Raw genomic sequence first — 23,546 nt, 5'->3', positions numbered from 1 at the left:
CGTGAAGAATAGTTATCTTTGGTATAGATCATACCTGAAAGAGCGATGCAAATAACCGCACCTGACATACTGTCCGCCTATATCAGGCACTATCTTATACTGAACTGTGATTATAGCTGTGAGAGACGATTACGCCTCTTTTCAGATGCCAGCATGGGAATGGTATTTTGCCTTGATCAGAGCAGCATTTCGATGGACAGAACACCGCTTTTATCGCCATCCTTTGTATATGGACAGATCAGCCAGTTCAAAGACCTGTATTTAGCACATCGTACTTCCTTTATCGTTGTTGTGTTTCAGCCGGATGGCCTCTTTAAACTGCTAGGAATACCCGCCTACAGCCTTAAAGACCAGATAATCGATGCACAGGACCTCTTTGGGCAAGCAGGCCGAAAGCTTACCGTACAACTGATCAATATCAATAGTGTCAAAGAACAGCTAAATATCCTCAACAGTTTTTTCTATACACGGTCTAGCAACAGTCAAGCTTCTGATCAGCACATCATCAGTTCGGCAACAGAATTGATCAGCAAACATCAGCAACCTGTTACAGTCGAAAAATTGGTCAGACATACCGGTTACAGCGAGAGGCATATTGAGCGGGTCTTTCATGAGCACATTGGCCTCAGTCCCAAGAAATTCGCCGGTATCATTCAGCTACACCGCTTTCTAAAGCTGCTCAAAAACAGTGCAGACCGGCATAATATGACCGGACTCGCCTATGAAGCCGGCTATTTCGATCAGTCTCACCTCATCCGTTCATTTCGGAAAAACATTGGTCTGACGCCTTCTGAATATCTAAAAAGCAACAGACTAGCCATCAATTTTATGGAATTCGCCAGCCCCTCTGCCACGATGTCGGATTTGTACAATTTCCCCTGATTCAGGACTCTTAGCTTTGCCATATAGAATTAAAAAAAATATGGAAAAACTAAAAATTGCGACCGCCCAATTTGCGCACCGGAGTGCAGACAAAGCTTACAATTTAGCCGTTATTGAACGTTTAGCAGCGCAGGCCGCCGCTGAAGGTGCCGATGTCATTGCCTTCCATGAGTGCTCAGTGACGGGGTATACGTTCGCCAGACATCTGGATCGGCAAGACATGCTTTCCATCGCCGAAGTCGTTCCGAATGGCGAAAGCACACAGAAGCTTATAGAAATAGCCACCAAATATGACATTATTATCCTTGCGGGGCTATTTGAAAAAGACGAACACAACAACTTGTATAAACCGTATGTCTGTGTGGATAAAAACGGACTTATCGCCAAACACCGCAAACTACACCCCTTCATCAACCCACACCTAAAAGCAGGCGACAGTTATACCATCTTTGACATCAAAGGCTGGAAATGTGGCATATTGATCTGCTATGACAATAATGTCATCGAAAATGTCAGAGCCACAAAATTATTAGGAGCTGATATTATCTTCATGCCCCATGTAACGATGTGCACACCATCTACCAGACCGGGAGCGGGTTTTGTAAATCCTGATCTCTGGGAAAACCGCGAGTTTGATCCCACGTCATTACGCCTTGAATTTGAAAGCATGAAAGGTCGTAGCTGGCTGATGAAATGGCTCCCTGCCCGTGCTTTTGACAATGCAGTATATGTAGTTTTTTCAAACCCCATTGGCATGGACGACGATCAGCTCAAGAACGGCTGTTCAATGATTTTAGATCCTTTTGGTGATATTCTTGCCGAATGCAGGACCTTCGAAGACAGCTTTGTCACCGCGGTACTGTTCCCCGAAAAGGTAGAGCAAGCCGGAGGATATCGCTATATAAAGGCAAGACGCCCAGAACTCTATCGGCATATTATCGGCCAGTTCCACACGCCCGACCAGCAGGTGGCCTGGTTACATACAGGCGAAGACTAATCTCCAAAGAAAACCTCCAGCTCCGCTCCGGACTACTGCAACAGCAATAGTGGAGGTTTTCTTCGGCTCCTCAGCGGGCATCGGCCGTAGTAGCTTAGCGCACCTTGAGCTATAGTTGTTAAATAAATTACGAACAATATTTTCGCCAAACGCTACATTATACTCCCTATTTATAGTTAATTTAGCCATTTCATATTTATTAACAGCTCAGCCAATAGCCATATGCACTATTTGCGAACATATTGGAAAATGCTCACCCTTATCGGTACGCATTCGGGAATGTCTTATATCGAACTCAAAAGAGTACAAATGGTCAATCTGATCGCCATACTCTGCATATTGCCTACAATTTGCTTTTTTGTGCTGAATATCGTTGAACATCGCACACTCCTGGCTGCGATCAATATCTCCAATTCAATCTGTTCAATAGCGGTACTTGTTCTGCAATATGACCGAAAACACCATTTCGCCAAGGCGATGCTTTTGATCAGCAATTTTATCTTCTTTCTCCTCGGGGCACTTTTGTTTAAAAACGGCGGCGAGTATTTCCTGTTGTGTACAATGGTGGCCTCGATGCTGCTCTACGACGACCGGCGCATCCATATCGCTTTCCTTTTGGCTACGGCAAGCTCTATTGCCACAGTCTATCTTTTGCCAGACATTCTCCCGCTAAACCAGCAGGTATCCAAGCTACGCTTGATCTTCAATGTCAGCAATGCACTGGCATTTATAGTCATCGCTGTTAACTTCTTTCTGCAGATCATTTACAGCAACATGAAAAAAATAGAAGAACAGCGGCGCAAGCTGGAATCTATCAACCGGGACAAGGAAAAGATATTTTCGATAGTAGCTCATGATATCAAAACGCCGTTTGCGAGCCTGGAAGCCATGGTCCTGATGCTACGCGATCAAATACTCAACAATAAGACCTCGATAAAATATATTCAGCAGCTTCACCAGCAGGTCGTCCATCAGAGCCAGGCACTGGACGACTTCCTCCAGTGGGGTAGCAGCAGCATGAAGGGGATTACGGCAGCAGCAGTTCCGGTCCTGCTTTTGCCATTAGTGCAAGATATCGTACAGCTGTTCGCTGACCAGACACGGGCCAAGCAGTTGCACTTCAATATCGACATTATGCCCGGAACACGCGTGCTCGCAAATAGAGACCATACCATCATTATTCTTCGTAACCTGATCAGTAATGCAGTCAAATTCAGTTATGCGGCAGGCAAAATAAGCATTTATTGTACGAAGGATGAGGTTTATACCCATATCCACATTCAAGACGAAGGAGTTGGGATCGCTCCATCCAAATCAGCGCTCCTTTTTCATGTTGCGCAGCGGAAATCCGCAGGGACCAAAGATGAGCCTGGAACTGGCCTTGGACTGGTTCTCTGCAAAGATCTGATCGAACGCAATAATGGCGTAGTAGACATCAAAAGCTCGCCCAATGAAGGTTCGATCTTCACAGTGGGATTGCCAGCCTATCCGACACTCGAAGCTGGAGCGCGAATGGATAAACAGGCTTGTACTTAATATAAAGTCTGTTTACATCTGGCCTTTGGTACACATCAACTCTTGAGTACGATACCAAGTGCTGAATAGGCATACCATCTCGAAAACTTATGCAAATTTTTGAATTGCTGAGCTGCACAACAGCCGATGGACTTTAAGTAGCCGTGAGCGGAAGCTGAAGCAATGCCACCTTCAAATTTCGGTTTTGAATGGGCAGTTCAGCCTCACTCCCAGTTGTATGGTTGCCGATAAAGTCGAAACCAAAAGATTTATAATAGTTGATGATCCTGTCATTGTCGGCCCAGGTATCCATTCTTATAAACTTAAACCCGCTTTCCTGTGCATGCTCCCGGGCCCAGCGCAGCACTTTTTCAAAGTGCTTTTGCCCTTTGAATTTTGGATTGACAACAATCCGATGCAAATAAAGCGCATCTCCCTGCTCCCGTTCCTTCCAGATATGCGGGTCTGCATACTGTATAGAAAAAAGACACACTATGTCGCCATGCTGGACGATTTTATATTGCTTCTTACTGCGGATATCATTCCTGAGCCCATCCTCATCGATATAGTTCCATACCTTATATCCATTCTTGCCATCTAATTGCATGGCCAGGTCGAAAAGACCAATGATCTCCTCCCACTCGGTCTCGCTGGTATGCTGGACATTAAATTCCCTCGTATTCATATATTACAATATTACAAAAGGTTACTTGTTAAGCAGGTACTGTATGGTTTCCATGCACTGGACCAGCAGTACCTTATCATCAGCATTAAGATGAGCCGTCATATTCGCGATCTGGTTTTCGACTTTACGATGCGATTCATTTAATAGACGCTGTGCCCCCGCTGTCAAACACAGAAAATAGGTACGGGCATCATTTTCGGACTGTTCTTTCCGCAATAGATCCTTTTTAATCAAGCTTTTAATTGTCCGGCTCAGATATCCTTTATCAAGATGGAGTTTATCGCTTAAAAATTGTGCAGTGGCATTATCTCGCTCTCCAATCTCATACAAAAGCCTTACTTCTGTAAAAGAAAGATCGCTTTCAAAATAGTTTTGATTGATCAAACCAATGTGCGCGACATAAAATCTATTGAAACGCCGTACTTTCGCTGCATATGATTCCATACATTTTTATTCAAATGTAGCTATAATAGTTGCCAAAAGCAACTACTTTTTTCATAAACTGAATGACGCGGTGATCTTAAATTTTATTCAATAATATTTGAATCATTTTTAGTAAATTGTGGGTTGTATTATTTATGATCTGCCCTTATCTATGAAAAATCCAATCGGCATCAAAGATATTGCTGAAATGCTTGGGATCTCGGTTTCCACCGTCTCTCGCGCGTTCCGGGACACACATGATGTCAATCCCGCAACACGTCAGCGCGTGTTGTCACTAGCAAAAGAACTGAATTTCAAGCCCAATAAAAATGCGTCGGCATTGGCTTCCGGATCCACCAGAAACATAGGTATAGTCATTCCGTTTATTACCAATTATTATTTCTCAATGGTCATTTCCGGCATTCAGGAAGAAGCTTATGAACAGGATTACAATATTATTCTGTATGTTACCAATGACAGTATGGCACGCGAGAAGAGTTTGCTGGAGAATCTTTCTACCAGCAATCTGGACGGCCTATTGATATCCATATCTTCCGATTCTTCCAGCAACGAACATTTCGACAAGCTGATGGCCAGAGGATTACCCATCGTCTTTTTCGACCGTGTACCCAACGATATAGAAGCTTCTAAAGTCGTGCAGGATGACTTTGAAGGTGCATTTAGGGCCACAGAGTTCCTCATTGAGCGGGGAGCAACCCGTATTGCCCATATCGCAGGACCAAAAGATCTAAAATTCACACAGTTGAGGCTCAGCGGATATATGGAGGCCCTGACACAATATAAAATCGCCATTGACCAAAGCCTGATTGTGCATTCCGGTTTTTCGCAGGTGCAGGGCAGCGAGGATACGGCTAAGTTGCTGGCACTACCACAGCGGCCTGACGCCATATTTGCCGCCAACGACCGCAAAGCTGTTGGCGCGATACTCAGTATCAAAGAACATGGCTTACAAGTAGGCCGGGATATTGGAGTCATCGGTTTTACCAATGATCCCATCGCCACAGTCGTCGAGCCTACCCTGACAACGATGGAAGAACCAGCCTTTGAAATTGGAAAACGCGCCTGTGCCTTACTGATCCGGCATATCAAAAATAAAAATTTCGAGATTCAGGACCTGGTTGTTCCCAGCAGGCTGATCATCCGCAATTCGGTGGCCCACAAACGTGTTTAATCATCGTTGATAGCGTATTTCGCCCGACACAAACGCAGATTGTATCTGAATATTCTCGTCGAACAAAACTAAGTCAGCTGTTTTGCCGACAGCAATAGAGCCAATTTCATGGTCCCGGCCAAGCACCCTTGCGGGATTGACGGTCATCATCTGGACAGCTTCCACCAAACTCGCTCCGCCCTGATTTATCATGGTTCTGATCAAGCGGTCAGCGGTAGCCACACTACCCGCAAACGAAGAACGATCAGGCAACTTAGCCACGCCATCTTCAACAATCACTTCAATGCCGTTCTTCAGGCTTCCGAGGATACTATCGCCGGCCGGCATTCCTGCCGCCCGCATGGCATCCGTTATCAAAATTGTCTTCGATGTGCCTTTCACCTTATGAATCAGTTTTAGAAATGGCTCCGGCAGATGTACACCATCAGCAATAATTTCAACGTCAATGGCATCCAATAGCAGACAACTTTCTATAGTCCCCGCATAACGGTAAGCATTGCGCCGGGTCATTCCAGACATACCCGAATAGAGATGTGTTGCGAGGCGGTATCCACTATCGACAGCGGGTAGAATTTCCTCATAAATGGCATCGGTATGGGCCAGTGCCAGTAGTATTCCATACATGCGCACTTTCTGTCCAAATTCAAGTGCTCCAGGCAGTTCGGGAGCGGCGCTCCAGCGTGCAATCAATTGATGGTACTGTGCCAGGATAGGCTCATATTCTTGCGGGTCAGGAGCGCGGATATAACGCGGATCCTGTGCACCTCTTTGGTTCATGGCAAAATACGGTCCTTCAAGGTGAAGTCCCAAAAAACGTGCTCCCCTATCGTTGATGCGCATAGCCTCTTCATAAGTCGAAAACAGCGCAATTAAGTCAGACGTACTGCTTGTCAACGTTGTTGGCAACATGGCTGTAGTACCATACTGTATATGTGTCTCTGCAACCCGCAGGAAGGCCTCGACGGTGCTGTCCATAAAATCAGCGCCGCCGCCGCCGTGCACATGAATATCTATAAAGCCAGGCGCCAGATAGAGGCCCTCTGCATCCAGTTGCTCGCCGGACACCCGGCTCATAGAAGGACGATCCGAAATATTGACGATCCTGCCATCGGCAATCGATACCGCTCCCGGCTCAAGGATATGGTCAGGCATTATGATCTTTGCATTTGTAATTGTTAACATAGTTTAGTTGTTGTTACTTGTCCATTTCCGAAGCTTGCAACCTTTAAATGCATAAAATACCAAGTATAAAAAACAAGGGGTTAATATCCAATAGGCTGACTTGACATCTGCAGTATCTGCCCACCATCCGTATAGCAGCGGCAGCACCGCATTTCCGCACAATCCCATGATCAGTAATGCTGCACCTTGCTTAGCATAGCCACCGAGACCCTCCAGCGCCAACGGCCATATTCCTGCCCATATCAACGCATTGGGTAGGCCGATCAGTGCGAGAAACCAGATCGAGATGTCGAGGTTACGCCCCAAGAGTGTGATGTTGCCTGTGGTGGTACAGACCAATATAGCCAGCGCTAAACCAACGACTGTGCAGATCTTTAGCATCAGCCGCTGACTGCAGACCTTCGGAATCAGTACAATACCGCAGATATAACCTACAATCGTTGCCGTCAAGGTATAGGATGGCAAGGTTTTGGCGTCCAGCAGAGATAGCCCCATCGATCCAGCATAATTGATGATCGTGTCAATTGCGATGACCTGTGTACCGACATGTAAAAAGATTGCCACAGCACCAAGCACAAGATGCGGAAACTGAAACAATCCCTTTTTGGACTGCGCTTGCTGTAAATGCGATTCGTGAGGTTGCTCCAATTCTGGCAATATCGAAACCTTGATCAGTAGCCCAATCAGAAACAGCGTCGTCCCGACAATGGTATACGGCAGCACAACCCGCTGTATGAGTTCATCCAATGCATTGGCCCGCGTTACCGCATCCATTCCGGGCAATTGACTGAACAGTGTATTGTCCTCAGGTCTGAATACCACGTAAGAGAAGACCAATGGAGCCAATATTCCAGCTCCTTTGTTACATATCCCCATGATACTGATCCGTTGCGCCGCCCGTTCTTTCTCACCGATCATGGTGATATAGAGGTTAGCGACAGTTTGCAATACAGTAAGACCGGTACCCAAGGTAAACAGACCCAGCAAAAAGATACCATAGGTACGACCGTAGGCAGCAGGGACAAATAGAAACGCGCCAAGGGCCATGATCCAGAAGCCGGCCATAATACCATTTTTATAGCCCAGCTTCTTTAGCAGAAAGGACGACGGCATGGACATCACCAGATACGAGATATAAAAGGCAAAGGCGACCAGGTAAGACTCAAAATTACTCAGCTCGCAAGCGATTTTAAAGTAAGGGATCAATATTGCATTTACCCAGGAGACAAATCCAAAAATGAAGAACATCAGCCCAATAATACCAATGGATACGAGCGTAGTCTTTTTATCTAATACAGGTGATGTCATGAGCTATGGTTAAAGTAAAGAAGCTGATTCCTCATCAAGGTAACATGTGCAGTCCTCATGTTGTTGCAGTATACTTGCCGGATGGAGGTTGGATACCGGTTCGGCCAAACAATTGTGCACAGCCTCGGCCTTACGCCGGTCAGGCACCGCACAGATAATTTTTTGTGACCGCATAATCTGCCGGATCGACATACTTATGGCTTGAGCCGGGACCTCTTCAAGCGATGTGAACCAGCCCTCACCAAGCTGCTGCTGACGACATTGCGTATCAAGGTTAACAACAAGATAGGCATCACTGACATCAAAATCCGCCGGCGGATCGTTGAAAGCCAGATGCCCGTTTTCGCCAATGCCCACAAAAGCCACGTCAATGGGATGCGCCTTAATCTTTTTGTCCAGACGCGCACATTCTGCCTCTGGATCAGCTTCACCATCGATGAGTACCACTTCCTTTAGTGGGCCGACGAGATCCACAAAGCGTTCGGTCAGGTATTTTCTGAAACTCGCTTTGTGCGTCACCGGAATGCCGATGTACTCGTCAAGATGAAACATCCTGACCTTGCTCCAGTCCACATCTGTTGCTCCGACCAGAACTGCCAGCGTTTCAAACTGGCTCTGTCCAGTGGCTAGAATAATATTTGCTTCGCCGTTGTTGTCAATTGCTTTTTTGATAGCCTCTATGCCGGCATTTCCAGCGTACAGGCCTAACTCTTTACGTGTTTTTAATGTTTGTACCTTCACTTGCATTTTATTTAGTAGATTTTAATACTTGTGTTGTGCCCCCGGAACTCAGATTAATGTCGTGCACCGAATTCGTTTTCCAGTTGCCATTGGTAAAGTCGGGAATTTCGATTGGCTGCGAACCATTGGCAACAGACCATTCACTCAAAGGGCCGATCACACTCCAGCTCGCCGCATCATAGACGTCCATATCCATCGGAAGCCCATTTCGAAGACAGTCGATCAATCTCCAGTCCATCATAAAGTCCATACCGCCATGCCCACCGATCGCTTTGGCAAGCTCACCGATCTTGTTGACGATACCCGGAGCATATTTCCGCTCCAGCGCTGCCATCTCCTCTGCTCCGAGAAAATCGTTATGTCCAATGGCAATTTTTCCCGGTAATGGATACTTTTGCGCAAATGCTTTGGTACCACTGACCAAATGAATACGTGAATATGGGCGTGGTGAACTGACGTCATGCTGCAGCATCATCGTACTGCCACTGGATGTCATAATATTAGAAATGTTGATATTTCCGCGAAAAGGTTTGCCGACATAAGCTTCCAGCTGCCTGTTGATCTTTGCCATTTCCTTTGCTTTAGTATGAAGCATAAAATCTTTGGAAGACATGGAACTCATATAATCCATTTTATTGCCCCTGTTGATGCGCAGGATCTGGCAAATGGGCCCCAGCCCATGTGTGGGATAGAGGTTTCCGTTACGGGCCGCATTTTCCTTTAGCCGCCAGAAGTCATAGCGTTTATTTTCTTCGAACAGGCTGTCCATGATATCGTGGATATAGGCCCCTTCACAATGGACAATATCCCCAAAAAATCCCTGTCTGGCGAGATTGAGCGTCAACAGTTCAAAATAGTCGTAACAGCAATTTTCCAGCATCACACAATGCTTTTTCGTTTTTTCCGAGGTTCTGACCAGATTCCAGCAATCCTCCACGGTAGTCGCTGCGGGGATTTCGAGCGCCACATGCTTTCCGTGCTCCATGGCATAGATCGCCATCGGGGCATGCAACTTCCAATGCGTGGCAATGTAGATCAGATCAAATTGATCGGATTCACACATTTTCTTCCAGTCATCCGCTCCATCCGCATAAATTCTGGCTGAATGTCCCGGCGTCTTGATTCGACCTCTGGCTTCATTGGCTTTTTGTGGTCTCACATCGCATATGCCATTGATGCTTACACCAGCAATCTGGCTAATACGTTCTACAGCAGCCGATCCGCGGTTCCCAACCCCGATAAAGCCTACCCGCACCGTATCTATCCGAGGTGCGGCATAACCTGACATATTAAATATCGGCGCATATTTTTTGCTCGACTGTAAACGAATTTCCTCCAGTGCTGTTGTCGCTGTCTCTTGGGCGTGCAGCCTGTGTCCGCTGACTAGCCCAAGACTTGCCAAGCCTGATAATTTTAAAAATGATCTTCTGTTCGTTCCCATAGTTACTCGTTGATTTGTAATGTACCCCCCATGTGGAGTTTCCTCTTATAAGCATTTACTTTTTCTACTAATTCCTTGTTGTCCCTATCTGAACAAGCGTTGCCAGCCCAAGACAGGAGGTCATCGATATAAACATCGTCCGACGATAGTGCCAGCAATAGTGGTATATCGCCCCAGCGCAAGATTCCGGGAATGTGGACCGCCATGTTGTAATTGTCAAGGCCGCCAGAAGGTCCGGGGAGATAGCTGATCAACAGGTGTCGCAGCTGCAGTTTATTCTGTCTGGGCGCCAAGCTGCTGCTGACCAATGCGGCGACTGCAGTTTCGCGGTCAGCCTGCACGATCAGCTGATGTGCTGGATAATGCTGTTGCATATAATCACTAACCAGCCTAATTTCATCGGCCCACAACCCCATCATCGTCTGGCCTAACCACAGCAGCGAACGCGAGAGCGTGTGGAAACGGGGCAGCGCACCATCTATGCGGTCTCCGGTTGCCGAAGCTCTTTCGCCAAGACCATAAAGGTCTACAACAGCAACCCCGTCGCCTGTGCACAGCAGCCGGTCCATATCCGCGGCCGAGAGGGCCTCCTTCCCTTGTGATGGAAATACAACATAAATATTTTTCCCCTCACCTGAGGGCTTTTTGAGCAATACAGGAATCAGTTGCCCCTGTGCGGTCTCCAGCAGCAGACGCTGCCAGCCCTTGCTTGGTTCAAGCGATTTCACGGCTCTGAATGTATCCGGCTCCGTCGAAGAGAGCAACTGACGAAGCGCTGTTCTGCAAGAAGCCGCGTCCAGCCTCGCTTCCGAAAAAAGATGTTTTTCGGAAGCTCCGAATTCGCGTTGAATAAATTGTGGTATCGTAATGATCTTATTCCTTTCCACACCATGCTGCAGCACGGATAAACTACTGGTATCCAACAACTGTACTAAACTAATATCAACAGTAGATGACGTTCTATAATTAAAGCTTTTATTAAACCACTGTACCATAGTTTCATTCATCGCATCGGTATAACTATGCGGTTCGTCAAATAATGCGTAGTCCAACTTGTCCCCCAGGCCTTGTTCTTCATAGCTCAGTTTGGCTAGACGGTAGGATTTTAGCATCTGATGCACGTTGAAAGCCGCATTTCCATCTCTCAGCGCAGTGATTATTTTGACGGCTTTGGGCGCCATGGTCTGTAACAGCTGGCCTTCTTCAAAATGCAGCAGCCCCTTGGGATGCAGTTCGCAGACGCAGTTGCTGTTCATGATATAGGAACGGAAGGTGCCTACACTCACCACAGGGACTGCTGCTCTGACCCGCGGTTCGACGGCCGCAAGCCACATCGTCTGGTTACCCCCGCCACTGGCGCCAGTAGCCCCGATCTGATCCTTATCGACGTAGTCCAGCGAGCACAACAGATCGATGGCACGCTGATTTTCCAGCAGCTGCACGCCCATTAATGGGGTTCCCAGATCCAGGAGTAGCGAACCCAGATTAGCGCCATGATACTCGTGCTGATGCATGCGTCCGCGTTCACCCGACCCCATGGCATCCATGCTCAGGCAGACATAGCCATTACTGGCCAATATCTGTGCTGTACGCTGTACGATTTCACTCCGTCTTCCCGGCGGCCAGTGCCCATGACTATTCAGTATGGCTGGAAAAGGTCCTTTGCCTTTGGGGACGTAGAGATTTGCCGGGACATACACGCCCGGCAAGCTCTGAAAGATCAAGTTATGGATCGTATAAGTACCTCTGTCCAAGCTCTTGACAATCTGCATATCCAGGTATGTCTCACCGGCATGGGTCAGATTCAGGTTGGACCGGATCGCATCCATCACTGCAGCCGCATCCACGTCCCCGTGCAACGACAGCCGATTGAGAAGTTCGTCTGCACGGCTTTCAAGAGAAACTTTTACCGGATCTATTTCCTCCGGTATCTGCAGCACCTGCGGTAAGGCTGTCTGCGCTTTGATCTGCTGTCCCATAACGATCATCAATAGAAAAAAATATATCTTACAATTATTCATCGTCGTCCAACCATTAATCCACATCCCACCAGAGCCGGGTTGCTGCATTGTCGGGGCCGCCGAGCAATGCGCGTCCTTTGGTCAGTTCAGTAAGATTGTCCGTAACTTCTGTCAGCGGATACGGCAGCCTTTTAATAAATGTACCGTTGGGCAGATCCGGATTATCTGACTGTACGACAGTATACATTTTAGGATAGCCCGTACGACGATATTCAGCCCATGCTTCCATGCCGTCAGGATAGACCGCCAGCCATTTCTGTACACCTATCTGTTCGCGCTGCACATCGGTACTGTTCCCCCATTTGACCGAGATGCCCGACACTGCTGGCGAATCATGAAAATCACCCGGAGCCACAGGTTTTTTTTCTGACGAAAGATACCTCGACACGGCTGCTTGATCGCTTACTTTCCATTGCTCCATGCTCAAGGTGATACCCTGCTGGTAAAGATCCTGCGCGCCAGCCCCCATATTCCAACCGTTTAAGGCTCCTTCAGCACGCAGAAAAAAAGATTCTGCCGCACACATGACATGCAGACTTTGTGTAAAGTTACCCTCCAGCACCTCACCGTTGTACTTCACCCAATAGGTCCCCACATTCGAATTTGCCCGCGATTGGTTTCTGACATTCCCCAGATCTGTGGAAGTGGCCCCATTGCGCACACTGTTAAAGGCCTTTCCGTCCAGGCTAGGCTGGAAGTAAATGGACAGCCGAGGATCTTCATATCCCTTCAGGTAAGAAGCAATAGTCGAACTCATGGAAAATTCGTTCCACACCGCCACTTGTGCCAGGCCGTTGGTATCATTGCCCGACAGCGACTTGAGCACAGCAGCGTTCTGCTCATTGCTGATCATCACTCCCGATGCGACAGCGGCCTCAGCTTCGGCTTTCGCCTTGTCGGGGTCTATTTTGGATATGCGCAACGCGAGCCGCAGTCGTAACGAATTGGCAAAGCGAATCCAGTTTTCTACACTCCCGTTATACATCAGATCATATCCCTGAAATATTACTGTGCCTGCAGGAAGCGCCTTCAGCCGATCAACGGCGGCAGTGAGCCGCGAAAAAAAATCAGCGTAAATCTTATCCATAGGGTCATAAGGGATAACATCCAGCGCTTCTGCAGCACCAAAATACGGTATCGGCCCAAAATGGTCGGTCAGCCGGTGAAACGCATATACCCACATAATATTGGCGAGAGCCGCTTCACCCGAATCCGCTGCGGTGTTGTCCATAATACTTTTCAGCTGGGGCGCCGTATCGACATACACAACGGTCCAGAAGCGGCGTTGCCAGTCGGGCGTCAGCAGGTAGCGGTCGGTACTGAATGAGTTGGTGGTCAATGCAAAATACTGCGCATATAAGTCTGCTCCAAGGTTCTGTACCGTTTGGTAAAAGGAACGGTTCATCGCCGCAGAGGACTGCGCTTTTGCAAACATAAAAGGCAGTTCGCGCTGCGTAATTACTGTGATATTGTTTGGGTCAGTATTAATCTCCTCAAAGTTTTTCGTGCAGGATGTCAGACCTATTGCCAATAGTGCACTATATAATATGTTTCTTTTCATGGTTACAATAATTAAAAGGTTAACTTTACATTTACACCCAGTGTGCGCACCGAAGGTGGCAGACCGACTTCCACTCCCTGGTAATTGCCGGCTCCAAGTGCGGCTTCCGGATCTATAGGATTCTTTATCTTGCCGATACCCGGTATATCCAGCTTCGATTTACCGCGGAAGAAAAAAAACAGATTCCGCCCGGTCAGGGACAGCTGCGCATTCTTCAGCACCTTCGTGTTTTTCAAATCAAACTTGTAGGCGATTGAAAGTTCGCGCATGCGCACATTGGTCATGTCATAGGTAAAAAACTCACCCCATGCATCCCGTCCATTTTGTGATACTGTCGTCCAAAGCTGCTGTGCTGTGATAGCCTTCGTATTGGCGCCGCCGTCCGGGCCAATTGCATCCAGCACCAGCCCTCCTTCACGGTACAACGCCGTATAATCAGCCACCCCAAATGCCGCGAGGTAGGCCGAGGTTCCCGAGACAATTTCGCCGCCGATCCGTGCATCGATCAGCGTATTCAGCGTGAAATTCTTATAAGACAAGGAATTTGACCAGCCCAGTAATGCCTTTGGATTAAAGTTACCTAATTTTTGATTTGCCTCTACCACTGGCAGACCATTGGCGTTCACCACAAATTTGCCGCTCTGCGGGTCCCGCTTCCAGGCATAGCCGTAAAGATCACCATACTTCTCCCCCTCGTTTACAACTACAGTAGCATATCGGTTATTGTCGGTAATATTGGCCCGTTTTGTCTTTTCGTGGAGTTCGACAATCTTGTTGGTGTTGCTGGAAAAATTAAGTGTTGTTTCCCAAGTAAAATGTTGATGCTTTATCGGCGTACCCGTCAGCTGAACTTCGATTCCTTTGTTTTCTATATTGCCCGCATTGATGTACTGCCTGCTATAGCCGCTGGCCATCGGTAAGCCGAGAAAGAGCAGCTGATTTACGGTATTACTTTTGTACAATGTTAGGTCAAAGCCCAGTCTATTTTCAAAAAATTTCATATCCAGCCCAGCCTCCAGGGACTTTGTGAGCTCAGGTTTCAAGTCAGGAATAGCTTTAGTGGGTGAACGCGAGATAAACCCGTTACCCGCTCCCAGCCCAAAGGCGTAAAGCTGTCGCAGCAGATAAGGATCGGCATCGTTTCCCACTCGCGTGTAGGAGGTTCTGATCTTACCATAATTGACCCATGCAGGCATATGTAACCATTCGTTGAAGATGGCCGAAACGCCCACCGAAGGATAAAAGTAACTATGCGGGGCCTTTAAGGTCGATGTCCAGTCATTACGTGCGGTCATGTCTAAAAACACGTTATTGTAAAAAGCGACCTGTGCGCTCGCATAAACGGAGTTGAGCCGACGCTCATAACCTGCTATTGCCAGGAATTCAGGTGTAGTCGCCATTTTTAGACTAAACTCATTGGGGATGGACAAGCCATTGGCCATATTCTGAAAGCTGCTGTATTTTCTGCGCAGGGAGCTCGCCCCTATATTGTAGGTAACGGCGATATCCGATGTCAACGGATTTTTACCATTGAGCAACAAATCAAAATTGCTCTCCTGATAACGAGCGTTCGTTTCAAAGTACTTGCCTCCTTTGCGGACGTCGCCGATAGACACCGTACTGGCAAAAAAAGAGCCATCTGTATTGTCGATATACTTGTCGAAGCTATACCTACCCATGATGCTCAGCCAATCAGTCAGCTGATAAGTTGCCGATCCCAGTGCCGTGATTCGGTCACGGACTTCGTTGACCGATGTACGATTGGTACTCCAATATGGGTTGTCGTAGATAGCCGCCCCAGACCAGTATTTACGTAACGGCTCTCCTGTGATCGGATCGGTGGTTTCATAGTCTATCAGTTCAGCCTTGTCCATATCCCGCGGCATTATATAGGCCTCGACAGGAATCCCCATGTCACCTAGCCGCGGACGGTTGTCAATCTGTTGATTGACATAATTCAGTTTAACATCAGTCTTCAGTTTTGGAATAAATTCGGTATTGACGCGCAAGTTCAGGCTATTCCGTTTGAGTTCATTTCCCGGGATAATGCCCCCAATTTTGTTGTTGGCATAGGACACATAGCCCTGTACCTTCTCCGTTCCCCCATAGGTGCTTATGCTATTGTTGAATGTCGCTGAATTTTCAAAGAAATCCTTTACGTTGTTTTTGTAAGTCTGCGCCTTCGGCCCCCAGCTCTCCCCGATATTGGTGCCAGCCACTCCACCGTTGCCACGGCCGTAAGTATTCTGAAAACGGGTGAGAAGATTCACCTGGTCAAAAAAGGCGCTACCATTATAATTGATGGTGTACCGTCCCGATTTTCCCTGTTTAGTAGTGATTAGAATTGCACCGTTCGCAGCTCTGCTACCATAAAGCGCTGCTGCAGAGGGACCTTTCAGTATATTAATGGACTCTACATCATCGGGGTTAATATTGGCTGCACCGTCACTGGTGCCGTAGTTATACGTTGTACCGGTCGCCTGCTGTGCACTGGAATTGTCGTAGGGAACTCCATCGACAACAATAAGCGCATTATTGTTTCCCGAAATGGATTTGTTGCCACGAAGCACTACTCGAGCCGAAGCGCCTGGGCCGGAAGCGGCGGTGGTGACCACAGCGCCAGCAACTTTGCCTGTCAGACTGCTCATGATATTGCCGCTGTTGTCCCTTGCATCGTTGACAGCAGCGCCACTAAGCTGCTGCGTAGCGTATGTCAGCCCGCGGGTTTCCCGTTTTATTCCCAAGGCGGTGACGACCACTTCATCAATGGTCAAGTTCTCCTGCGTAAGGCTGACGGTCAGCTGCTGCTGTGCCGACACGAGTAGCTCAGCAGTTTTATACCCCACAAGAGAAAACCGGAGTTTGTCGCCTTCAGCAGCACTGATGCTAAAGTTGCCCTCCTGATCAGTGCGTCCGGCAAGCTGCGTACTGAGATTAAGCACCGTTACCTGTGCCAATGGGTTCTGGTCTGTAACACTAATCACTTTCCCAGTTCGTACTTTCGACTGTCCGCGCACCACCTCTCCCCAGACAATGAGACAACACGTGAGCAGCCCCAGGAAAAACAATCGTTTACTGTCGATGGAAGCTATCATAATTTATCGATTTAAATTGTTGGAATTTAGTTTATTTCCATTGCGTTATACCCAAAGAAAGACCATAGAGGGTATAAATCCAACAAATTTGCCGAATAAAATAGCGGTAGCGTTACCGGAAACCGGATGCTGACGAGTAGTTGTGCAAAGTGCTGCAGTGCATCATTCGAGCATCCATGACCACATGAATAAGAGCAAAAGCAGCAGTTATCAATTGGTCAGGCTGCGTCTCAGAGCCTCATTACCATTCAGATCACAGCGGTTTTAAAAATTTCGTTAATACAGTTAGAAAATCCTGCGGACAGCTAAAATGAATATTATGGTCAGCACAATCAAACAACTGATGTTCGATCAGCTCGGGATGCATATCCTTTAACTGTCGGTTACCTTTGCGGCCGTCGAAAGAATCGTCCTTGCCGACAGCATCCAGAATCAGCATTGGCACCTTTAGTGTGCGGTACGTTTTCATGGGATCTACGCGCAACATGGAAGCGGCATAGCGGCTCACTTCCGATGGCCGGTCCAGTAACTGGATATAATGAATACTGTCCTGCATATGCATATATTCGTTCAGACCATGATATAAATACCATTGACCAGCTCTGTGCTTCACGAATCCAAAGATCTGCCATTGCTCCGGCGAACCATCGATTTGATTAATATTGCTGAAGATGTCAAATTCCGTCGGGCAGGATCCGAAGAGCAATTTCTTCACTTCCAATGGTGGCTCCACTGACCCGAAAAATAGCTGTTTCGCCTCAGGGGTCATCTGGTCAAACAAAGATTTGAAAGCGACGGTCCCACCATCCTCGAGGACCAGCCCCGTCACCTTTTCAGGATGTCTGTCATAAAAGGCGGTTGCGATATATGCGCCTCTTGAAAATCCGCCGACTACTGCTGTTTTTATCTTTAGATTGTCCATGAGCGAAGCTAGATCATCCGCAAAATCCCAAAAATCCAGGTCTTCCTTTGGGATATCTGTCAAGCCATGACCATAATGATCTACGGACAACACACTATAGCCAGCCTTGACCAGCGCATCGGCAAAGGGATAAAAATCGTATGCTGACAAAAAACTGCCCGGTAGCCAGATAAACACTTTGTCTCTGTGGCTGCCCCACTTTAAATAGGAGATGCGATGATTCGCGGTCTGAATAGACCCACGATGTTCCTTTTCGAATGTCAAGAAGGTATGCTTGGCCGACTCATATTTTTTACGCAGTTGATGATCCAGATCTTGGGCGTAAACGGAAGAAATCAAAAAAATCATTGTAAAGTAGGAAGAAATAAGGCGGCGCATATGCTTAAGATAATGGTGGACATTTAGATCCCTAAAGTTAAACATTTTTAAATGAAATGAGCAGTCCTTGTCCAACTGTTGGGATGGAAAACTGTATCACATTGACCAAAACGATCTAAGAGGTAAATTTGTTCCCTCTTAAAAAGACCATCTATGAACAATAAACTCAAATTAGCAATAGCGATCGTTGCTGGAGCAGCGCTGATCCTACTTAAACGACGACATGAGAAGCATAGCCCTGAAATTACTGATGAAAATGCTGGCAGCCCACAAAAACGGAGTCAGCCAAATCGTCCGCCGGGCTATAGGCCTTTAAAAGATCTTTCGCTGGAGGAGCCCGATATTGTCGCTCTACAAAATACAAGTCCAGCAGCTGCTCCGGATAGACACCGCCCTTTAGCAGACGTAAACAAAGAAGTGGCCTATCATCCCAAAGGCAATCGGCACCACTAAATTACCGTTGCTGGCCAACCGATGCAGCAGCCTTTTTGTCAGTTCCTGCCTCCGCCGTTGTCTTGTCCGTCTGTGTATTGTCAAAAGAAGAGGATATGATCATGCCAGTGCGGTGTTGCCCGCATGGCCACACAGAAAGGTACAGTGTTTGTGCTCTGATAAGTAGCAAATATACTGTCAGGATTTCGGGCCGAATCATTTTCCGGAAACTGAAGCGCAGTGTGCAGATATCGAAAACGAAAACAACATGAAACAGGCATTCGTACTTCTTGCCGTGGCCATTGGTTTATTTTTGGTCAGCAAGATCGGCTTTTCACAAAAAGGGACGAGTTCAAAAACGACAAAACAACGTACTATGGATAATTCACACAACAAAGATCAGGTTATTTATTTTGCCGGAGGTTGCTTCTGGGGCACTGAGCACTTTTTTAAACAAGTCAGAGGTGTTACCGCCACCGAGGTGGGTTATGCCAACGGCAATCTGCAAGATCCTACCTACCAGCAGGTCTCAACAGGTAAAACTGGATTTGCTGAAACTGTCAAAGTGAGCTACGATCCAACAGTCATCGATTTGAAACTATTGGTGGATCTCTTTCTAAAGACCATCGACCCGACTTCCTTAAACAAGCAAGGTAATGATATCGGCACGCAGTACCGCACGGGCATTTTTTACACTAATGCGGATGATGTGCCTATAATAAAAGAGCGTTTAGCGGCATTAGCCAATCAGTATAGTGCCAAAATTGTGGTTGAAGTGGAGCCTTTGCAAAACTATTACGACGCCGAAGCCTATCACCAAAAATATCTGGATAAAAACCCTGGAGGCTATTGCCATATTGGGCCAGACCTGTTCGAATTAGCCCGCAAGGCCAATCCCGCACCCACCACCGAATATAAAAAAGCAGATCAGGAAACATTAAAAAAGAAGCTTACCCCGCTTCAATATAATGTCACTCAAAATAATGCGACTGAACGGGCTTTTGACAATGAATACAACGATGAGTTTAGGGACGGTATTTACGTAGACATTACGACTGGAGAGCCCCTGTTTGTATCTACCGATAAATTCGAATCCGGCTGTGGATGGCCCAGTTTTTCGAAGCCCATTAGTGATAGCCTAATCCAGGAACTTTCGGATAATTCCTATGGAATGCGCCGTACGGAGGTACGCAGCAAGACGGGTGATGCCCATCTCGGTCACGTCTTCAATGACGGTCCGGCAGATAAAGGGGGCCTACGCTACTGTATAAACAGTGCATCGCTCCGCTTTATTCCTAAAGAAAAAATGAAAGAAGAGGGATATGAAAAATATTTGTCGCTATTAGCTAAAAAGTAGGAAGATAGTTGCACAGCTGTTTATCTTCACGATTTAAAAGGCGGGAGAGTACCTCTCCCGCCTTTAATATTGAGTGCATACATCAATGTAGCGCTTGTCGTTCTATAAAAACTCCCATGCAACGCAGCCCATTGCACACGAGCATATGGCGTCTAACTGATTTTCATTCCGCCGTCCAGAACAAAATCACTCCCGGTGATAAAAGTGGCCGACTCCGAAGCCAGATACACCACCATCGCAGCAACATCTTCCGGTTTACCGATCTTTTTAAGTGGCACCGTCCCCGCAAGGCTTTCCCATATGCCATCCACCAGGGCAGGGTCATAGCTTTTGTTCAATACTTGTGTCCGGGTCGGCCCGGGGCTGACGGTGTTTACCCTGATCTTCCGTTCGGCCAACTCGAGGGCCGCTGTCTTAGCTATCGTATTCAACGCAGCTTTACTCGCTTGATAAATAGAACTTTGCGGCATATTCATTGAAGCCACATTGGAAGAAAGGAAGATCACCGACGCACCATCCTGAAGCAGTGGAATAAATCTGCTTAATGTAAAATATGCACCTTTCAAATTAATATCCATTACACTGTCGAAAGTTTCTTCCCTGGCATCAGCGATCATTGCAGCCTCACCGGTAATACCAGCATTGATAAACAGGATATCCAGTTTTCCATAACGTTCTTTTACTTCTGCCGCCAGCCTGTCGATATCGGACAATAATGACTGATCCGCAACCAGTGGAATAGCGCCAATGGTATCGGCAGCCTCAATGATAGCCTCTTTCCGTCGTCCGGTTATGATCGTCGTGGCACCCTGCGTTACAAATGCTTTCGCTGTTTCAAATCCGATCCCGCTATTACCCCCGGTAATCAGCGCAATTTTATTTTTTAAATTTTTCATACTTTTTCTTGCAAATATATGCTGGGTATGGTATATATTTGTTACCAGTATCACAGAGTATACCAAAAGCAATAGCATGAAAAGAGATCAGGCAGAAGAATTACGCGCACTTCAGGATACCCTATATTTTATCGGTGGAAAATGGCGCATTCCCGTCATCAACTCATTATGCAATGGCAGTAGAAGATTCCGCGAAATTGAACGAAGTATTCCGGGCATTACAACACGAATGCTATCCAAGGAACTCAAAGACATGGAACTCAACAAGCTACTCGTTAGAAAGGTGTACCCTGATATTCCAGTACTTATCGAATACGAGCCAACCGAATACTGCAGGACATTTGGTAAGATAATACAAGAAATGATCAACTGGGGTCGAGAGCACAGGAAAAAAGTGATCGAGGATCAATAACAGTAGGCTCCCCTAACAACGGATTTATATCGTTTCTTCTCTTCTTCAATCGTTTTTTTTCGATGCTGCCTCTTCTTGAAACGGGCAGTTTCAGGGCCAGTTTGTTTTGCACAAACATATCAGTATACATAATCTCCCCATGGTACTTTAGCTCAGCCTAAAAATAAATAGCTCGTCAGCACAGGCAAAGAATACCTCTACTGTCTGGTCCAACCATTAATAATGAGCTTTTTCCGGATCGTTCCAAGGATACCGATCTGGTTAAAAAAAAAACATTTTTCCAATCCAAATACTCCGCATTATCGTAAATGCTGTTAAATACAGAAATTATAAACTCAAAACACTGTTGTTATGGAAAAAATACCCCCCAGTCACGAACCACCGTAAAGCGCTTCCGAGTAATTATCGTAAAGATAACTAAAAGCCTGTTGGTTCTTTTTTTCAACAAAAGAATCAGAGTTTCTTCAGAAAGATTGTGTAATGGACTCAAAATTTACGCTTATAATGTCCTAAAGATGATTATTAAATACAATACGCCTTTTTTCCTTAACAAACTGATAAATGGATCCCACAATGAAAAGGACGAAAAAGATTAGCAACGTGTGTGCGATGAGTGGGTCTTTTGTATCCTTTGCAAGCGGATGTCCCAAGGGGATACGTGTCAATGTTTCATTGACGGTAGGTACCAGTGATAGAAAAAAGCTAAATGATAACAGGAAATTTTCCAGATAACGCCCACGGTTAACCTTATGACGTGTAAAAAGAACGTAGGCTACCACGAGCAGCACAAGAATGAAGAGTGAAAACACATGCCCAGCGTTGAAACCGCCCTGTTTTGAAATACCCAAGGCGGACAACGAAGTCACGATACTGGCGTAAAAATAAACCTTTCCAGACCTCTTGTCCAGATTGATCTTGCCATACTTAAAAAAACCGGCTACCGCTCCCGCAATAGCCAAAACACCAATAATGGTGTGAAGAATACCTAAAGTTGATAAGCCCATATGCTATTAATTTAATCGTATACAAATTTGCGGGAGAAATCGATAAACGGTTTTAGGATATGGTCCAATAATTTGTGTATTTAGTTCACAGAGTGTCCACTACAGTTCCCTGCCCTGCTATTGCTGACAGCACAGCACATCTTGCTGTGAGAAGCACACCGAGTATTAGCCGCAATTAGCGCTTCGCCTGCCGGTATCCTGTTGGATGAATATGGTAAGCGTCGGTGAAATTCTTGGTAAAAGTAGCCAGGTCATTAAAACCGCATTCAAACGCGATGTCCGTAATGCGCTTTTCCGAAAAAACGAGCAGGTCGGCCGCCTTCTGCAACTTTTTGTGTTTAATATAGTTGGCTGGCGTGTCTTGATATAACCTCGCAAATTCCCGTTTGAATGAAGATATACTTAGATTGCAATGCGCAGCCAGTTGTTCAATCGTAAGCTGCGCAAAAAGGTTTGCTTCAATAATCTGTTTGAAGGAATAAGTATCGGGTGAAAACAGCTGGGACAGGATCAACTGAACGGTTGCCGCATCGCCGGATTGTGCGAGCAACAAAAGGATTTCCTTGAGTTTGAGGATCAGGATATCATCATTTACCAACAAGGGATTTTCAAAATAAAAAAGCAGTCCCTCCACATATTTCTTTATCAGAATATCGTTGTTGAGCATTTCAGCAGATTTATTGGAAATGACATCCCGGGGTTTCCGCAGTAAATACGGCAATTCCCGATCGTAGACCTTTTTTAAAATGTCAGGGTAGAATGTAACGATCAGGATCTGGCACTCATCATCCGTCTTGCAGTGCTGGATCTGTTGACCTGATTGTATACAGTTAAGAAGTAAAGCATAATCTTTTGCAAGGCTCATACGGTTGTCATCCCGCTGATATTCAAATACGCCTTTCAGCACATAGAGAAAGCAAGCCTGCTCCGCTATCGGAAAATCATAATGAAAGGGCGCCTTAAGATCAATTTTCTGCAGAAGCGTGCGGCCAAATAAATCGTATTTTTTATAGTCATTGAGCATGAGAATACTTTTGCATAAATATACGAACTCTTGTCGCCATTTAAAGCAGCAAGAAATCCAGCGACTATCACTGTGAAC

At 46.5% G+C, this 23,546-nt stretch carries 20 protein-coding genes; 7 read left to right on the top strand and 13 right to left on the bottom strand.

The window, feature by feature from the left end; all coding sequences use genetic code 11:
- The first annotated feature begins 45 nt into the window (after positions 1 to 45).
- The 3 genes from FGL37_RS19030 (at position 46) to FGL37_RS19020 (ending at position 3,415) form a co-directional block, all read left to right on the top strand.
- Positions 46 to 882: an AraC family transcriptional regulator gene (locus FGL37_RS19030; RefSeq protein ID WP_028070835.1), complete on the top strand. Its 837-nt coding sequence runs from the start codon at positions 46 to 48 to the stop codon at positions 880 to 882.
- A 40-nt stretch (positions 883 to 922) separates the two neighbouring features.
- Positions 923 to 1,879 carry a nitrilase family protein gene (locus FGL37_RS19025; protein ID WP_028070836.1) on the top strand — a complete coding sequence of 319 codons (957 nt, stop codon included), beginning with the start codon at positions 923 to 925 and terminating at the stop codon, positions 1,877 to 1,879.
- 249 nt (positions 1,880 to 2,128) lie between these two features.
- On the top strand, positions 2,129 to 3,415 hold the full coding sequence (locus FGL37_RS19020) for a sensor histidine kinase (protein WP_028070837.1): 1,287 nt from the start codon (positions 2,129 to 2,131) through the stop codon (positions 3,413 to 3,415).
- 133 nt (positions 3,416 to 3,548) lie between these two features.
- On the opposite strand, the gene FGL37_RS19015 is transcribed toward FGL37_RS19020, so the two are convergent.
- Complete coding sequence (locus FGL37_RS19015) at positions 3,549 to 4,079, bottom strand: GNAT family N-acetyltransferase (RefSeq protein ID WP_028070838.1); 531 nt, start codon at positions 4,077 to 4,079, stop codon at positions 3,549 to 3,551.
- Between the two features lie 21 nt (positions 4,080 to 4,100).
- Positions 4,101 to 4,523: a MarR family winged helix-turn-helix transcriptional regulator gene (locus FGL37_RS19010; RefSeq protein ID WP_051607089.1), complete on the bottom strand. Its 423-nt coding sequence runs from the start codon at positions 4,521 to 4,523 to the stop codon at positions 4,101 to 4,103.
- 151 nt (positions 4,524 to 4,674) lie between these two features.
- Between FGL37_RS19010 and FGL37_RS19005 the strand changes: the two genes are divergently transcribed.
- Entirely contained in the window at positions 4,675 to 5,694 is a 1,020-nt protein-coding gene (locus FGL37_RS19005) for a LacI family DNA-binding transcriptional regulator (protein ID WP_028070839.1), read from the top strand.
- Here FGL37_RS19005 and nagA read toward each other — a convergent pair whose 3' ends face one another.
- The 8 genes from nagA to FGL37_RS18965 form a co-directional block, all read right to left on the bottom strand.
- Positions 5,695 to 6,876, bottom strand: coding sequence for an N-acetylglucosamine-6-phosphate deacetylase (gene nagA / locus FGL37_RS19000; RefSeq protein ID WP_028070840.1), 1,182 nt, complete (start codon positions 6,874 to 6,876; stop codon positions 5,695 to 5,697).
- Between the two features lie 3 nt (positions 6,877 to 6,879).
- The gene (locus FGL37_RS18995) at positions 6,880 to 8,184 is read right to left on the bottom strand and encodes a sugar MFS transporter (RefSeq protein WP_028070841.1); all 1,305 of its coding nucleotides are present in this window, start codon (positions 8,182 to 8,184) and stop codon (positions 6,880 to 6,882) included.
- A 9-nt stretch (positions 8,185 to 8,193) separates the two neighbouring features.
- Entirely contained in the window at positions 8,194 to 8,931 is a 738-nt protein-coding gene (locus FGL37_RS18990; protein WP_171019311.1) for a glucosamine-6-phosphate deaminase, read from the bottom strand.
- Between the two features lies 1 nt (position 8,932).
- Entirely contained in the window at positions 8,933 to 10,366 is a 1,434-nt protein-coding gene (locus FGL37_RS18985; RefSeq protein ID WP_028070843.1) for a Gfo/Idh/MocA family protein, read from the bottom strand.
- Between the two features lie 2 nt (positions 10,367 to 10,368).
- Positions 10,369 to 12,387, bottom strand: a complete 2,019-nt coding sequence (locus FGL37_RS18980) for an alpha/beta hydrolase family protein (protein ID WP_160169512.1) — start codon at positions 12,385 to 12,387, stop codon at positions 10,369 to 10,371.
- Between the two features lie 13 nt (positions 12,388 to 12,400).
- Entirely contained in the window at positions 12,401 to 13,948 is a 1,548-nt protein-coding gene (locus tag FGL37_RS18975; protein ID WP_037533829.1) for a SusD/RagB family nutrient-binding outer membrane lipoprotein, read from the bottom strand.
- An 11-nt stretch (positions 13,949 to 13,959) separates the two neighbouring features.
- On the bottom strand, positions 13,960 to 17,043 hold the full coding sequence (locus FGL37_RS18970; RefSeq protein ID WP_051607095.1) for a SusC/RagA family TonB-linked outer membrane protein: 3,084 nt from the start codon (positions 17,041 to 17,043) through the stop codon (positions 13,960 to 13,962).
- Positions 17,044 to 17,296: 253 nt separating this feature from the next.
- Entirely contained in the window at positions 17,297 to 18,313 is a 1,017-nt protein-coding gene (locus FGL37_RS18965; protein WP_028070846.1) for an alpha/beta fold hydrolase, read from the bottom strand.
- A 183-nt stretch (positions 18,314 to 18,496) separates the two neighbouring features.
- Here FGL37_RS18965 and FGL37_RS18960 point away from each other — a divergent pair, with 183 nt between their 5' ends.
- Together FGL37_RS18960 and msrB are read left to right on the top strand one after the other, a co-directional pair.
- On the top strand, positions 18,497 to 18,796 hold the full coding sequence (locus FGL37_RS18960) for a hypothetical protein (RefSeq protein WP_028070847.1): 300 nt from the start codon (positions 18,497 to 18,499) through the stop codon (positions 18,794 to 18,796).
- 247 nt (positions 18,797 to 19,043) lie between these two features.
- Positions 19,044 to 20,132, top strand: a complete 1,089-nt coding sequence (msrB, locus tag FGL37_RS26205) for a peptide-methionine (R)-S-oxide reductase MsrB (protein ID WP_028070849.1) — start codon at positions 19,044 to 19,046, stop codon at positions 20,130 to 20,132.
- A 152-nt stretch (positions 20,133 to 20,284) separates the two neighbouring features.
- Here msrB and FGL37_RS18950 read toward each other — a convergent pair whose 3' ends face one another.
- Positions 20,285 to 21,028 (bottom strand): SDR family oxidoreductase, encoded by a 744-nt coding sequence (locus FGL37_RS18950; protein WP_028070850.1) that lies wholly within the window; start codon positions 21,026 to 21,028, stop codon positions 20,285 to 20,287.
- A gap of 76 nt (positions 21,029 to 21,104) precedes the next feature.
- Between FGL37_RS18950 and FGL37_RS18945 the strand changes: the two genes are divergently transcribed.
- Positions 21,105 to 21,440, top strand: a complete 336-nt coding sequence (locus tag FGL37_RS18945; protein WP_028070851.1) for a winged helix-turn-helix transcriptional regulator — start codon at positions 21,105 to 21,107, stop codon at positions 21,438 to 21,440.
- 509 nt (positions 21,441 to 21,949) lie between these two features.
- On the opposite strand, the gene FGL37_RS18940 is transcribed toward FGL37_RS18945, so the two are convergent.
- Entirely contained in the window at positions 21,950 to 22,444 is a 495-nt protein-coding gene (locus FGL37_RS18940) for a hypothetical protein (RefSeq protein WP_028070852.1), read from the bottom strand.
- 175 nt (positions 22,445 to 22,619) lie between these two features.
- The gene (locus tag FGL37_RS18935; protein ID WP_028070853.1) at positions 22,620 to 23,468 is read right to left on the bottom strand and encodes a helix-turn-helix domain-containing protein; all 849 of its coding nucleotides are present in this window, start codon (positions 23,466 to 23,468) and stop codon (positions 22,620 to 22,622) included.
- Positions 23,469 to 23,546: the final 78 nt, after the last annotated feature.

This window comes from Sphingobacterium thalpophilum (genome assembly GCF_901482695.1).
GTDB lineage: Bacteria > Bacteroidota > Bacteroidia > Sphingobacteriales > Sphingobacteriaceae > Sphingobacterium > Sphingobacterium thalpophilum.
The sequence above is the reverse complement of the archived record's forward strand: the minus strand, read 5'-3'. Positions and strand labels throughout refer to the sequence as shown.